Annotated in this window: 9 protein-coding genes; 2 read left to right on the top strand and 7 right to left on the bottom strand. The window is 70.9% G+C overall.

Annotated features, from left to right (window positions below):
- Nucleotides 1-92: 92 nt before the first annotated feature.
- The gene (locus ACFVYA_RS08085) at nucleotides 93-3,368 is read left to right on the top strand and encodes an NACHT domain-containing protein (RefSeq protein ID WP_387043621.1); all 3,276 of its coding nucleotides are present in this window, start codon (nucleotides 93-95) and stop codon (nucleotides 3,366-3,368) included.
- 12 nt (nucleotides 3,369-3,380) lie between these two features.
- Here the strand turns inward: ACFVYA_RS08085 and ACFVYA_RS08090 are convergent, their stop codons facing one another.
- The 6 genes from ACFVYA_RS08090 to ACFVYA_RS08115 all read right to left on the bottom strand — a co-directional run bounded on the left by ACFVYA_RS08090 (nucleotide 3,381) and on the right by ACFVYA_RS08115 (nucleotide 9,982).
- Nucleotides 3,381-4,298, bottom strand: a complete 918-nt coding sequence (locus ACFVYA_RS08090; protein WP_387043623.1) for a PDR/VanB family oxidoreductase — start codon at nucleotides 4,296-4,298, stop codon at nucleotides 3,381-3,383.
- Nucleotides 4,295-4,456, bottom strand: coding sequence for a hypothetical protein (locus ACFVYA_RS08095; protein WP_285991187.1), 162 nt, complete (start codon nucleotides 4,454-4,456; stop codon nucleotides 4,295-4,297). The genes ACFVYA_RS08090 and ACFVYA_RS08095 overlap by 4 nt, the downstream gene beginning before the upstream one ends.
- Entirely contained in the window at nucleotides 4,453-5,493 is a 1,041-nt protein-coding gene (locus tag ACFVYA_RS08100) for an aromatic ring-hydroxylating dioxygenase subunit alpha (RefSeq protein ID WP_285991188.1), read from the bottom strand. Before ACFVYA_RS08100 ends, ACFVYA_RS08095 begins: the two co-directional genes overlap by 4 nt.
- Nucleotides 5,494-5,569: 76 nt before the next feature.
- On the bottom strand, nucleotides 5,570-6,295 hold the full coding sequence (locus ACFVYA_RS08105; protein ID WP_285991189.1) for an IclR family transcriptional regulator: 726 nt from the start codon (nucleotides 6,293-6,295) through the stop codon (nucleotides 5,570-5,572).
- Nucleotides 6,296-6,356: 61 nt separating this feature from the next.
- Nucleotides 6,357-7,298, bottom strand: a complete 942-nt coding sequence (locus tag ACFVYA_RS08110; protein WP_387043626.1) for an acyl-ACP desaturase — start codon at nucleotides 7,296-7,298, stop codon at nucleotides 6,357-6,359.
- Between the two features lie 86 nt (nucleotides 7,299-7,384).
- A complete protein-coding gene (locus ACFVYA_RS08115; protein ID WP_387043628.1) occupies nucleotides 7,385-9,982 on the bottom strand; it encodes an alpha-glucuronidase family glycosyl hydrolase in 2,598 nt (865 codons plus the stop codon).
- A gap of 177 nt (nucleotides 9,983-10,159) precedes the next feature.
- On the opposite strand from ACFVYA_RS08115, the gene ACFVYA_RS08120 reads away from it, so the two are divergent.
- Nucleotides 10,160-13,555 carry a TM0106 family RecB-like putative nuclease gene (locus tag ACFVYA_RS08120; protein WP_387043693.1) on the top strand — a complete coding sequence of 1,132 codons (3,396 nt, stop codon included), beginning with the start codon at nucleotides 10,160-10,162 and terminating at the stop codon, nucleotides 13,553-13,555.
- On the opposite strand, the gene ACFVYA_RS08125 is transcribed toward ACFVYA_RS08120, so the two are convergent.
- Entirely contained in the window at nucleotides 13,510-13,674 is a 165-nt protein-coding gene (locus tag ACFVYA_RS08125; RefSeq protein ID WP_285991192.1) for a hypothetical protein, read from the bottom strand. The genes ACFVYA_RS08120 and ACFVYA_RS08125 overlap by 46 nt on opposite strands.
- Nucleotides 13,675-13,705: the final 31 nt, after the last annotated feature.

Genomic DNA, 13,705 nt, shown 5'->3' on the forward strand with positions numbered 1-13,705 from the left:
CGGCCCGGTTCGCCGTGCAGTGACGCTGCGTCAAAGGTCGAGCACCAGCCGCACGACGTAACGGTGGGTGATGCTTCGGCGACTCGACCTCCATGGAGCCTTTGGCGCTGAAGGTAGGCACAACCGTGGTGAGCTCTGCGGTGAAGTCGTGGCTCACCAGCCGCAACAGTGCGCTCGAGCGGGAAAGTTCCCTGACGGACCTGGTGCAGGCACGCATGGGAGGCGGCTTTTCCCGCCGGCGCTTCGACCGGGAGATCGAAGCCCTGGTCGACGTGGTGTCCGAGCGGCTGCTGTTCTTGTGCCGGCAGGAAAACCCAGACCTCGACGACGGCGAGCGGTCGGCGGCCCTGGCGGAGGTCGCGTCCGCCTTCGAACGGGCCGATCTGGCCGACGTCGACCTGTTCGAGGTCGACGTCGACCCGGCCAAGCTGGCTGGCCGCCTCCGTGCCACCCTCCCGGACGCGGCGGAACGCGCGGGGCTCGGCGAGGCCGGGACGTGGTTCTACCGCCGGGTCCTCGAGGAGTGCTGTGGCTACTACGTCCGCCTCGTCGTGCACTTGACGCCGTTCGCGGCTAGGGCTGGCGCGGAGCTGCTCGGCCGCGTCTCGGGCCTGGCCGAGCAGCTCGAACGGGTCCTCAACCGGCTGCCGGCGCCCTCTCTGATGGCTCCTGACGGCACCGCGTCGGACGCCGCGTTCCGCTCCCGGTACCTGCGACAGATCAGCGAGACACTGGATGACCTCGAGCTGTTCGGGGTCGAGACCCGCAGCTACCGTCCCCGGACGACGCTGAGCGTCGCGTACGTGAGCCTGACCGTCCGCGGCACTGGTGTCGGCTCCCGCGGGCCGGCCCACGAGATGCTCTCGTGGCGCGCCGATGCGGGGCGCAGCCAGGACGGTTCTGTCCGTGCCGAGCAAGCGTTGGCGACAGCTGGTCGCATCCTGATCCGCGGCGAAGCCGGTTCGGGCAAGTCGACCCTCCTACGCTGGCTTGCGGTCAACGCCGCGCGAGGGACGTTCCGCGACGAGCTGGCCGGGCTCAATGGGTACGTCCCGTTCTTGATCAAGTTGCGCAGCTACTCCGGTGGGAGGCTTCCTTCGCCGGAGGAGTTCCTCGACGGGACGGCGCAAGCCCTGACCGCCCTGATGCCGTCAGCCTACGTCCATCGCCAGCTCGACTCGGGGCGCGCGCTCGTCCTCATCGACGGCGTCGACGAACTCGCGGCCGACGAGCGTGCTGCGGTCCGGGCCTGGCTGAAGGACCTGTGTCAGGCGTTTCCCGATGTCAGGCTGATTCTCACGTCCCGGCCGGCGGCGGCCGCCGAGACGTGGCTGAGTGCGGAAGGGTTCAGTTCCGCCTGGATCGAGCACATGAGTCAGGCCGACGTGCGCGCTCTTGTCCGCCACTGGCACCGGGCCGTACATGACGCGGGGAACGTGCCGTGCGCCGAGGAAGACCTTCCCCGGTACGAGGGTGTCCTTCTCAGCCGCCTGGACGGCAACGCCCACCTGAGGGCGCTCGCGACGACACCGCTGTTGTGCGCCATGTTGTGCGCCCTGAACCTGGACCGTGCCACGTTCCTGCCGCGCAACCGGCTCGATGTCTACGTCACCGCATTGTCGATGCTGCTGGAACGACGTGACGTCGAGCGGCGCATCCCCGCTTCGCTGAAGATCGGCGACCAGGAAAGCCGCCAGCTGCTCCGGCACCTGGCCTGGCGGCTGTCGGTGAACGGCCGGTCCGAGCTGAGCCGGGAGGAAGCACTCAGGCGCCTCACCGAACGACTCGCGACCATGCCGAGGGTCGACTACCCTCCCGAGCACGTGCTTGAGCACCTCCTGCAGCGGAGCGGGATCGTCCGCGAGCCGACGCCGGGCCGGATCGACTTCGTGCACCGCACGTTCCAGGAGTTCCTGACCGCGGAAGAGGCGGCGGACCAGGGAGATGTCGGCCTGCTGGTGGAGAACGCGCACCTGGACCAGTGGCGGGACATCGTCGTGATGGCCGCGGGCCTGGCCAACGCGCCGCTGCGCGAACAGCTGTTCAAGGGCCTGTTCGACCGGGCGGACGCGGAACCGAGAACGCGACGGAAGCTCCGGCTCCTCGCCGCGGCGGCGACGGAGTCCGCGCCGGCCCTGACGGTTGAGCTTGCCGAGCGCATGGAAAGTGCGCTGGCCGCGCTGATCCCGCCTCGGGGGAAGGCCGAGGCCCGGTCCCTTGCCGCCGGGGGTGAAGTGCTGCTGCCTCGGCTCCTCGACACGCCCGTCGACCTCTCGGAGGCCGCGGCCGCGGCCACCGTGCGGACCGCAGCGTTGATCAACGGCCCGGAAGCGTGGCCGGTGCTCGAGAAGTTCAGCGGCGACCCGAGGCTAGGTGTGCAGAAGGAGCTGATCGCGGCCTGGCGCTACTTCGACCCGGACGAGTTCGCCGCACGCGTCCTTGCCGACGCGCCGTTGCTGGAAGGGCACCTGAGGATCGACGACCAGGCGCTCCTTCCTGCAGTCCACAGACTTCGCCACCTGAGCGACCTGACAGTCGATCTTCGCGATCTCGCGGATCTGGAATTGCTGAGGCGGTTGCCGTCCCTGCGAGGAGTTCAGCTCTCCGGTGACTTCGAAGACCTCGCGCCGCTGACGCAGTGCACCGACTTGGAGTCGTTGTTCCTGTTGTCTCGTGGCCCGATCGATCCTCATCCGCTCCTCGGTGTACCGAGTCTGAAACACCTGTACTTCTACCCGGGAGTCGCGTCACTAACAGAATTTGGCCTCTTCCGGTCTATGGCGAAATTGTGCACGTTGGCCGTGCAGCGGCTCGATAATGTGGATGATTTCTCCGCACTCGGAGATTTGCGGACGTTGACTAGATTGAGTCTCTATGACTATCCGGACGGGACGGAATTCGACTTCCTCGCCGACCTGACTGCCCTTGAATGGCTGGATATCGGGCACACCGTGAACGGTTTCGGACTTGGTATCCGAGGTGGCTTGCGTCAACTGGCCATGGGTGCCTCTGGAATAGTTCAGTTGGGATTCCTCTACGTCCGCCCGCTTGGCGAACTCGATGAAATCGCCCGCTTCCCTGCCTTGGATAAGCTGTCCATCCGGTACTGTGAAGTTGAAGACTTCACTCCGCTCGCCACCATTGGCGGCCTTCGTACTCTGCAGATCGCCACGCCGATCGATCCGGGTCAGTTGGCGCAGATTGCCCGGATCGCCCAGCTTACAACTCTGGAGATTCTGTCGAATCCGGAAGACGGGCGGGACATCGATCTTTCCGTACTGGGCGATGCCCAGCTGACCGTCCGGACCTACGCCGCCCGGCACCGAATCATCGGCGCAGGCCCTGGAATCAAGGTGAAGTGGCTTTAAACCGCGCCTTCGTCAAAGGTCGAGCACCAGCCGCGGCGAGCAGGACCGCGACACACACAGCATCATCACCTCGTTCTCCAGCCGCTCGTCCGCGGTGAGCACCGAATCCCGGTGGTCCGGGGTTCCGCCGAGCACGCCCGTCTCGCAGGTGCCGCACGTGCCCTCGCGGCACGACGACAGCACCGTCACCCCGGCTTCCTCGACGACCTCCAGGATCGACCGGTCCGCGGGCACCGGCAGCACCCGGCCCGAGCCGGCGAGCTCGACCTCGAACGCCGTGCGCGGACCCTCGTCCGGCTGAGCGGTGAAGCGCTCGACGTGCAGGTCGGCCGGTTCGAGCGCCTCCACCGCGGCCAGCAGCGGTTCCGGCCCGCAGCAGTACACCGCCGTGCCCGGCTTCACCCCGGCCAGCAGCGTCGGAAGGTCCAGCAGGCCGTGCTCGTCCTGGGGCCGGAACACAACCCGGTCGCCGTGGGAAGAAAGTTCCTCCGTGAACGCCATCGACGCGCGGGTCCGGCCGCCGTAGACCAGCAGCCAGTCGCGGCCGGCCGCGGTGGCGCGGTCGAGCATCGGCAGGATCGGCGTGATGCCGATGCCGCCCGCGATGAACACGTACCGCTCGGCGTCCGCCAGCGCGAAGTGGTTGCGGGGGCCGTCCACCTCGATCCGGTCCCCGGCGGACAGCGAATCGTGCACGTACGCCGAGCCGCCGCGACCTTCGGTCTCCCGCAGCACCGCGACCTGGTACGCCGACCTGTCCTCGGGGCTGCCGCACAGCGAGTACTGCCGCCGGAAACCGGGCAGCACGAGGTCGATGTGCGCTCCCGGCTCCCACGGCGGCAGTGGCTCGCCGCCGGGCGCGCGGAGCGTCAGCCGGACGACGCCGTCGGCGAGCTTTTCCTTGCGGTCCACCAGGAGTTCGCGGGTCATGAGTGTCCTTCGGGGTGGGCGAGCAGCCAGTCCCACAGCTGCACGGGGTCTTCGAACTCGCGCTCGGCGCCGCAGTGGCAGACCGCGTGCAGGCGGTCGGTGCCGAGGACCCAGTGGATCCGGTAGACGCGGTCGCCGGTGAGCATCGGCCGGGTCACGACGTCACCGGCGCGGCCATCCGCTGCAGCATCCGGCGGGCCGCGAGACCGCCGGTGTCGATGTTGATCGACAGCTCCTGGTACCCCGCCGATTCCGCGGCGATCACCCGCTCCAGGACGTCGAGGGCTTCGACGTCCTGCAGCACCACCGTGCGGTTGTTCTCCGCGAGGAACGCCGAAACACCTTCGTCGTCGAGGGCGAAGTCCCGTGCCACGGCCCAGAAGTCGTGCGTGGAGTGTTCGGTCTCGGGCGTGATCGCGTAGACGACCTCGACGTGGAAGGCGTCCGGGTCGCTGCCGTCCGGGTTCGGCACGGACCCCACCGGCGCGATGCGGCTGTGCAGCTTGTACAGGCACGGCGGGGTGTACTCGATGTCCTGCCAGCGCGTGATGCGGCCCTCCAGGCCGGTCGACTTGGCGTAGAAGGGCGGGCACGCCGCGTCGGCCATGTGCCGTGAGACGTAGACGATGCCGGCCTCGTCGTCGACCTCGGTCGTGATCGGCGTTTCGGCGACCTCCGGCGTGCCGATGTAGCCGCCGTGCAGGTAGGTCTCGTGGGACAGGTCCAGCAGGTTGTCCACCAGCAGCGAGTACCGCGCCTTGAGCGGCTCCATCCCGCAAACCGTGGTGTAGTCCGGGGAGTCGAGCCAGGGCGCCCGTGGAATCAAAGCAGCGTCGGCTTTCGCCGGGTCGCCGATGAACACCCAGACGAAGGAGTCCTGCTCCACCAGCGGGTAGCGCGTCAGCCGCGCGGACCGCGGCACCCGGGTCTGCCCCGGCACGGCCACGCACTTGCCGTCCACGCCGTAGGTGAACCCGTGGTAGCCGCAAACGACCTGGTCGTCGACCAGCCGCGAAGGCGCCTGCGACAACGGGAACCGCCGGTGCACGCACCGGTCGGCCATCGCGGTGACGCTCCCGTCGCGGGTCCGCCAGAACAGGATGGGCTCGCCGCAGATCGTGCGGCTGAACAGCTCGGTGCCGATCTCGGAGCCGTAGGCGGCGACGTACCACTGGTCGCGGGGGATGGCGCTCATCGGAGTCCTCTCGTGGCGGGAGCCGTGTCCGGGCTCACAGACTCCGCCGCAGACGACGCCGTCACGAAGGGCTATTTCATAAGATGGAAAGCGCGCGTGAGATCGCGCGGGCGCTGGTCATCACCAGCGGGGCCAGCGCGTGCGGCGAGACGCTCCCGTACCGCACGACCAGCGACACCGCGGCCACCACGCGGCCCCGCGCGTCGTGGATCGGCGCGCCGACCGACAGCGCGTCCAGGGTGACCTGGCGCTCGCTGATGGAGAACCCGTGCGTCCGGACGTCGGCCAGCAGGTGCCGCACCCGGTCCGGGTCGGTCACGGTCTCGCTGGTGTACCGGTCGATCGGGCGGCCGAGGACGTCCTCCTGCACCTCGGCGGGGGCGTGGGCGAGCAGGACCAGCCCGACGCCGGTCGCGGTCAGCGCGAACCGGCCGCCGACCCGGGTCAGCACCGGCACCGCCCCGGTTCCGGCGATCCGCTCGATGTACACCACCTCGGTGCCTTCGCGGACGGCCAGCTGGACGTTCTCGCGGGTGATCTGGGAGAGGTCCTCCAGGAACGGCAGGGCGAGTTCCCGCAGGCCCAGGCCTCGCGGGGCGAGTGAGCCCAGCTCCCACAGCCGCAGCCCGACCCGGTAGACGCCGGTTTCGTCGCGCTCCAGCGCGCCCCACTCGCAGAACTCCCGCAGCAGCCGGTGCACGGTGGCGGCCGGCAGCCCGGTCCGGCGCGCGACCTCGCTCAGCCGCAGCGCCGGCCGGTCCGGTGAGAACGCCTCGAGCACCCGCAGCGCGCGTCCCAGCACCGGTCCGGTGGCACCGGGAAGGCGACCTCGGTGCGGCACGGCGACCTCCGGCGGGTGTGGCTCAGAGGTCCACTATGCCCCGCGCCGCCCGGCGCGCGGCGGTGGCGTCCCGGCGTTCCTCGAACCGGGACGCCTGGGTGTCGAGCCCCTTGATGAACGTGGCCAGTTCCTCCCGCGCGGCCTCGCCGACCGCGCCGAGGCCGGTCAGGTCGAAGACCTTCCAGTACCGCAGCAGCGGCTGGACGACGTCGTCGTGGTGGATGCGCAGGTCGTAGATGCCGGCCTTGGCCATCAGCGCGGCCTTGCGCTGGAAGCTCGGGATCACCGCGCCCGGCATCGCGAAGTTCAGCACCTCGTCGGCGATCGCGCGCATCATCGCGTCGGGCGAAATCTCCAGCGCCGCCTTGACGAGGTTGCGGTAGAAGACCATGTGCAGGTTCTCGTCCGTGGACACCCGGGCGAGCAGCCGCTCGGCCAGCGGGTCCTGGGTGTAGCGGCCGGTGTTGCGGTGCGAAAGCCGGGTCGCCAGCTCCTGGAACGAGACGTACGCGCAGACGTTCAGCAGCGGCTTGTCGCCGGTGTCGTAGCCCGCCTGCATGGTCTCCATCCGCATCCGCTCCAGCTCGACGGGGTCGACGGCGCGGGTGACCAGCAGGTAGTCGCGGATGCAGATGCCGTGGCGGCCCTCTTCGGCCGTCCACCGGTGCACCCAGGTGCCCCACGCGCCGTCACGGCCGAAGGCGCGCTCGATCTCGCGGTGGTAGCTGGGCAGGTTGTCCTCGGTGAGGAGGTTGACCTCCAGGGCGGTCCGGGCGATCGGGGTCACCCGGGACTGCTCCGGATCCCACGCTTCCCCGCCCAGCTCGGCGAAGTCGCGTCCCTGGCTCCAGGGGACGTACTCGTGCGGCATCCACTCCTGGGCGGCGGCGAGGTGCCGGTTCAGGTTCTCTTCGACCGTGCCTTCCAGCTCGTGCAGCAGGCGGGTGGTTTCGGGGACCGGCATGGGACGTCCTTCCGTACCTACGCAACCGTAACTTACGGAGCCGTAGGATACGACAACGGAGCCGGGCGTCGCGTGGTTCCCGGAGCTCAGTGCGTGGCTACCACCAGGTCGAAGACATAGTCCTTGAGGAGGGGCCCGAAGAAACTGTGCGCGGTGATTCGCACCACAGATCGCCCGGGCACCCCGTGAGCCTGGCGGAGGATCTCGCACTTCGCGCCCGCGTCGGCGGGCACGACCTTCGTGATTTCCGGTGACGTACCGGCCGCCACCGGGATGGTGTACGACGGCGCGCCGGCGTCGAAGCCGCCGAACGTCCGGCCGCCGACCACGATCTTGATCGAGAGCGGCCCGTCCGTCGGGACGGGAAGGCCGTTGAACTCCTGCCAATAGCGCACGCAGGTGTCGCGCCAGGTGCCCGCGTCGGCCTCGTGGGCGGCGAGCCTGGCCTTCACCTCGGCGAAGCGCCGCGCGTCGACGTGGGGTTCGAGCGAGTCCCAGGCCTGGCGCATCCACGACACGTAGTGGACGCCCGTCTGGTAGCGGTACACCAGTTCGTCCCAGAAGATCCGGCCGTTGCGCAGCCGCCGGTCCCACGGCACGTGGTGGAACCACATCAGCAGGTTTTCGGGGACGGTATCGATGTCGGCGTACCGGGCCGCGAGCACCGGGAAGTACTGGGCGGTGAAGCCGCTGCCGGTGGGGGAGCGGTCGTAGCCGAGGCCGGTGCGGTCGGCCCGGTTGTAGTACACCGGGCTCCAGTCGTCCCGCGCCAGCCGTTCGGCGGGGTTGGGGCCGTAGTGGTCACTGGACCGGAACTGGTGCGCGACGCCGAGCGGGGTCTGGTAGCTGACCAGCGCCTCCCGGGAGCCCATCATCATCGTCACGATCGTCCGGACGGCGAAGTCGCGGTTGCTCCAGGTCAGCCGGACCCAGTCTTCGGCGATGCCGCGGGCGTCCAGGGTCCAGTCCCACGCCAGCCTGCCGAAGGCGTACAGGTTCGCCTGCGCGAAGTGGTGCCCGGTCAGGTTGTCCGCGTTCCCGAAGTTGGCCACGCCGACGATGGCGCTGTCCGGGTGGCCCTGGGCCGTGCCGTCCACGACGTGGCCCACCAGGCGCTTCTTCAGCAGCCGGCCGTGTTCGTCGGTGGCGAACGTGTCGGACTTGAGGACCTCTTCCCACAGCGGGCCGAGGTAGCACAGCATCGTGTTCTGCCCGGTGTACTCCTGGGTGACCTGCAGTTCCAGGGCCTGGTTGGTGTGTTCCATCCGGCCGAAGAGCGGATTGGCCGGCTCCCGGGCCTGGTAGTCGAGCGGGCCGTTCTTGGTCTGCAGGAACACGTTCCCGGCGAACCGGCCCTTCGTGCCGTCGGGCTGGGGCTCCTCGTCGATGGGGCCGAACTCCAGGTAGGCGCGCTTCAGCCGGTCCGCGTCCACGTCGGCGTTGTAGACGAAAGTCCGCCAGAAGATCCGCATCCCGAGCGGTGCCACCGCCGCCGCCATCCCGTTGGCGCCGTCACCGTGGTCGTAGCCCAGGTCCTGGGGACCCGGCTGGCCCTCGGAATTGGCTTTGACGGTGAACCCCATGAAGTCGGGGATCGCGGCCTGCAGCTGCCGGGCCCGGCGGTTCCACCAGCCCTGGAACTGCGCGCTGTAGGGATCCAGCTGTTCGCGGGTGAGGGTGTCGGGCGCGAACCGAGCGTCCGTCGGTGCCGCGTAGTTGATGGAGACGGCCAGCTTGATCCCGTACGGGCGCAGCGCGTCCGCCAGCGCGGCTTCCTGCTCGATGGCGGCCGGGGTGAGGTAGAAGCTGTTGGCGTTGACGTTGTTGATCGTGATGCCGTTGATGCCGACGGAAGCCATCGCCCGCGCCGCCACCAGGTACCGGTCGAGGATCACCGGCAGGTTCAGCCCGGCGGACGCGCCGGTGGCGGTGAAGTCGAAGATCGCGCCGGTTTCGCCGTTCAGCCCGCCGGTTCCGGCCGGGTTGTTCCCGGCGTAGAGGCGCTCGGTCTCCCAGTAGTTCAGGTACCGGTGGTTGATCCGGGGGACCGACGAAACGTCCAGGCCGGTGACGGGCTGCTGGGCCTGCAGCCGCCGGAGGAAGGCGAACGTCCCGTACAACGCGGCGACATCGGTGTTGCCGGCGATGACGACGGCCCGGTGCCCGCCCCGCGACAGCGAGCGGATGAGGTACCCGTCGGTACCGAGCGGCGCCAGGTCGCGCGGGGGAACGAGCCGGCGCACCAGTGACGAGCTGTCCGGGGTGCCCACGACCACCGCGTGGTCGGGAAACCCGCCCTGCACCGGCACGGGCCGTCCCAGCAGCCCGCCGAGGCCACGGGCGAGTTCGTCCCGCGCCGCTTCCAGGGTGCTTCGCACCAGGTGCTCGGTGGAGCCGGGGGCCATGCTCAGGTTCGCGGTGTGGCGGTGGACCGGGGTCCGGCCGGCGTTCTCGACGACGATCGCGCCGAGCGCGGCCCGGTACCGGGCGAGGAGACCGGGATCGGCGACCCGCTCGTAGCGCAGCCACAGGTCCGAGCCGTCGTAGTCGCCCGGGAACGGGCCCGGGGGACTCGCCTGCGCCGGAACGGCACCGAACATCGAGGTGGCCACGGCAGCTCCGCTGCCGATCAGGAAGGAACGCCGGCGCAACCGGCTCTGCTCGTTCTCGTCGCTGGAAGACACCGCGCCCCCATCGTGTTCACGAGTATTTAGTTCGGTTCTCGCACTATTGCGGGCGTGGTCCGCGCTGTCAAGAATTGGCGATATACCAGGGAATTCTCGAAAGTTTCGGCGAACGTCCGGCGTGTCGGGCACAGCGTGCTCCGGCCCTGATGATCGGCCGTGTCAGACTTCGCGGCGATGCTCACCCCAGCCGATCTCGCCGACCTGCTCGACTGCGAGCACCGCAGCATCCTCGTCCAGGCGCTGGCGGCGGGCCTCCCGGGCGCGCCGCGGCCCGCACCCGCCGAGCCGGACACGCGGCGCGGGCACGCCACGGCGATGCTCGCCGGATTCCGCGCCGGCGGCCGCGAGGTCGCCGAGATCGACGTCCAGGACACCGCCCTCGCCGCGAAAGCGACGGAGGAGGCCTTGCGGACCGGGGTCCCGGTGATCCACCGGGCCGTCTTCCTCGACGGCGAATTCTCGGCGCAGGCGGACTTCCTGGTCCAGGACGGCGAAGGCCGCTACGAGGTCTACGACGCGAAGCCGGTCCGGCAGGCGACGCCGGCGGCGGTGGTCCAGCTGACGGCGTGCGCCGACGCGATCGCCCGCGCCGGCCGGCCGGCCGGGCCGCACCTGCACCTCCGGCTGACCGACGGCGGCACCCGGACGCTGCGCGTCGAGGACTTCCGGCCGCTGGTGGACCGGCTGCGGACCCGGCTGGCGCACCGGCCGCCGCGGCTGCCGGTGCCGCTGTGGGCCGACGAACGCCCGGCCTGCGCCGGCTGCGGGTTCGCCCGGCACTGCGCGGCCGGGCGGGAAGCCGACCGGGACCTCTCGCTGGTGGCCGGGTTGCGCGGCGACCAGCGCCGCAAGCTGGTCGCCGCCGGGCTCGGCTCGATCGACGCGCTGGCCGCGGCCGGCCCGGCCGACCGGCCGCGGGACCTGTCCGTGACGGCGTTCGCGACCTTGCGGGCCCAGGCCGCGCTGCAGGTCCGCCAGGACACCACCGGCGAGGTCGCCTACGAGGTCGTCGACCCGGACGAGCTGGCCGCCCTGCCGGCCCCCGCGCCGGGCGACGTGTTCGTCGAGCTGGCGGGCGATCCGCACGCCCTCGCCGGCGAGGGGCTCGAGTACCTGTTCGGCGCGGTCGGCGACCGCGAGTTCACGCCGTTCTGGGCGCACAGCCGCGCCCAGGAACGGCGGGCGTTCGAGGAGTTCGTCGATTTCGCCGCGGGGCGCGTCGCCGAACACCCGGGCTCGCACGTCTACCACTACGCGCCCTACGAGGTCACCGCGATCAAGCGGCTCGCGGCGGTGCACGGCACCCGCGAGGAGACCGTCGACCACCTGCTGCGCAGCGGCGCGGTGGTGGACCTGCACGCGGTCGTGCGCAAGGCGCTGCGGGTCTCGCAGCGGTCGTACTCGATCCGCCACCTCGAGCCGCTCTACCAGCCCGGCGCCCGCGCGAAGACCGCCGTGTCCGACGTCGAGGCCTACGAGGAGTACCTGGCGCTGGCGCAGTCCGGCGAGCCGGAACGCGCCGACGAAGTCCTGCGCCGCATCGGCGAGAACACCGAGGACGACTGCGTCTCCGCGCAGCGGCTGTTCGCGTTCCTGCACCGGGTCCGCGCCGACGCGGGCATCGAGGTGCCGGAGCCGGCGGAGGAATCCGCCGAGGACGCGCTGCTGCGCGCGGCCGAGGAGGACGTCGCCGCCGAGCGCCGCGCCGAACGGGCCGCGCAGCTGGCCGCGCTGGTCGACCCCCTGCTCGACGGGCTGCCGGACGATCCGGGCCACTTCACCGCCGACGAGCGGGCCCGTGCGCTGCTGGCGGCGTCCGTGGGCTACCACCGCCGCGAAACGAACCCGGCGTGGTGGGAGTACTTCCGCCAGCTGGCCGCCCCGCTCGGCGACCTCGAGGTGGACACCGCCTGCGCCGTGCCGGTCTCGCTGGAAGCGGGGGAGTGGGTGCCCCCGGCCGGGCGGGCGCGCACCGCGAAGCGGACGCTGCTGCTCGCGTGCGACCCCGACCGGCCGCACCCGTTCGCCCCCGGTGACGACGTGCGGCTGCGCTACGGCGACACCGCCCGCGACGCGAAGGTCGTCGCCGCGTCGGCCGTCGAGCTGACGCTGGAGGAGAGCAGCCCGCCGGACGCCACCACGAACGACCGGCCGAGCGCGGTGCTGCCGGGCAGCCCGGTGCGTCCGGCACCCAAGGACGAGGCGGTCGCCGACCTCGCGCGCCTGGTCGTCGACACGCTCCCGGAGCTGCCGCGGCACCCCGGCGTCGACCTGCTCCGGCGCACGCCGCCCCGGCTGCGCGGCGGCGCGGCACTGCCGGAGCCGGGCGAGGACCTGGTCGCCACGGTGATCGAAGCGGTCGACGCGCTCGACGGTTCGGCGCTCGCCGTCCAGGGACCGCCGGGGGCGGGCAAGACCTACCTCGCCGGCCGGCTCATCGCCCGTCTCGTGCGGGCGGGGCGGACCGTCGCGGTCACCTCGACCAGCCACAAGGCCGTGGAAAACGTGCTGAGCGCGGCCAAGAAGAGCGCGCCGGAGCTGCCGTGCGCCAAGCGCGCGAAGAAGACGCCGGACCCGGCCGCGCCGTGGGACCAGCCGAAGAGCAACCCGGCGCTGGTGAAGTGGCGCGAGGAGCACGACACCGGGCACCTGGTCGGCGGGACGGCGTGGACGTTCGCCAACGCCGCGGTCCGCGAGGAGCCCTTCGACCTGCTGATCATCGACGAGGCCGGCCAGTTCGCCCTCGCCGACGCGCTCGCGGTGTCGATGTGCGCGAAGAACGTCCTGCTGCTCGGCGACCCGCAGCAGCTGCCCCAGGTGGTGCAGGGCACGCACCCGGCGGGCGCCGAGGCCTCGGCGCTGGGGCACCTGATCGGGGACGCCGACATCATGCCGGCGTCGCTCGGGTACTTCCTCGACGAGACGCGGCGCATGCACCCGGACGTCTGCGAACCGGTGTCGAACCTGTCCTACGCCGGCCGGCTGCACGCTCACCCGTCGGCCGCGGACCGCGCCCTCGACGGCGTCGCGGCGGGGCTGTACCTGGCCGAGGTGGAGCACCAGGGCAACACGACCCGCTCGGTGGCGGAAGCCGCCGAGGTGGTGCGGCTCGTGTCCGAAGTGCACGGTCGCCTGTGGACGGACCACGGCCCGGCGCGGCCGCTGGGCGACCACGACATCCTCGTCGTCGCGCCCTACAACCTGCAAGCGCGCACGGTGACCCGGGCGCTGGAGGAGGCCGGGTTCCCGGGTGTCCGGGTGGGCACGGTCGACCGCTTCCAGGGCCAGGAGGCACCGGTGGTGATCGCGACGATGACGTCGTCGTCGGCGGTCGACCTGCCGCGCGGCCTCGACTTCCTGCTGTCGCGCAACCGGCTGAACGTGGCGCTGTCGCGGGCGCAGGCGCTGGCCGTCCTGGTGTGTTCGCCCAGGCTCGTCGAGGCGGACATCCGGACGGTGGACCAGATGCGCCTGGTCGCGGGCATGATCGGCCTGATGACGGCGGCGCGGCCGTGGCCGGCCGGTCAGCTGGGTGGTTCGATTTCCCCGGCGTCCTCGTCGACGTCCTGAGAGCCGGGCTGCTTCCGCTGCCGATCGGCTTCGGGGATTTCCACGTCGAGGTCGAGTTCCGGGGTGCCGGGCGGGGCCGGCGCGTCGGGGGTCAGGGGGCGGTTCTCGGATTCGCTCATGGGACGCGGTTACCCCGGCGGGCGGTGATCG

This window comes from Amycolatopsis sp. NPDC058278 (genome assembly GCF_042881395.1).
Classification (GTDB): Bacteria; Actinomycetota; Actinomycetes; order Mycobacteriales; family Pseudonocardiaceae; genus Amycolatopsis.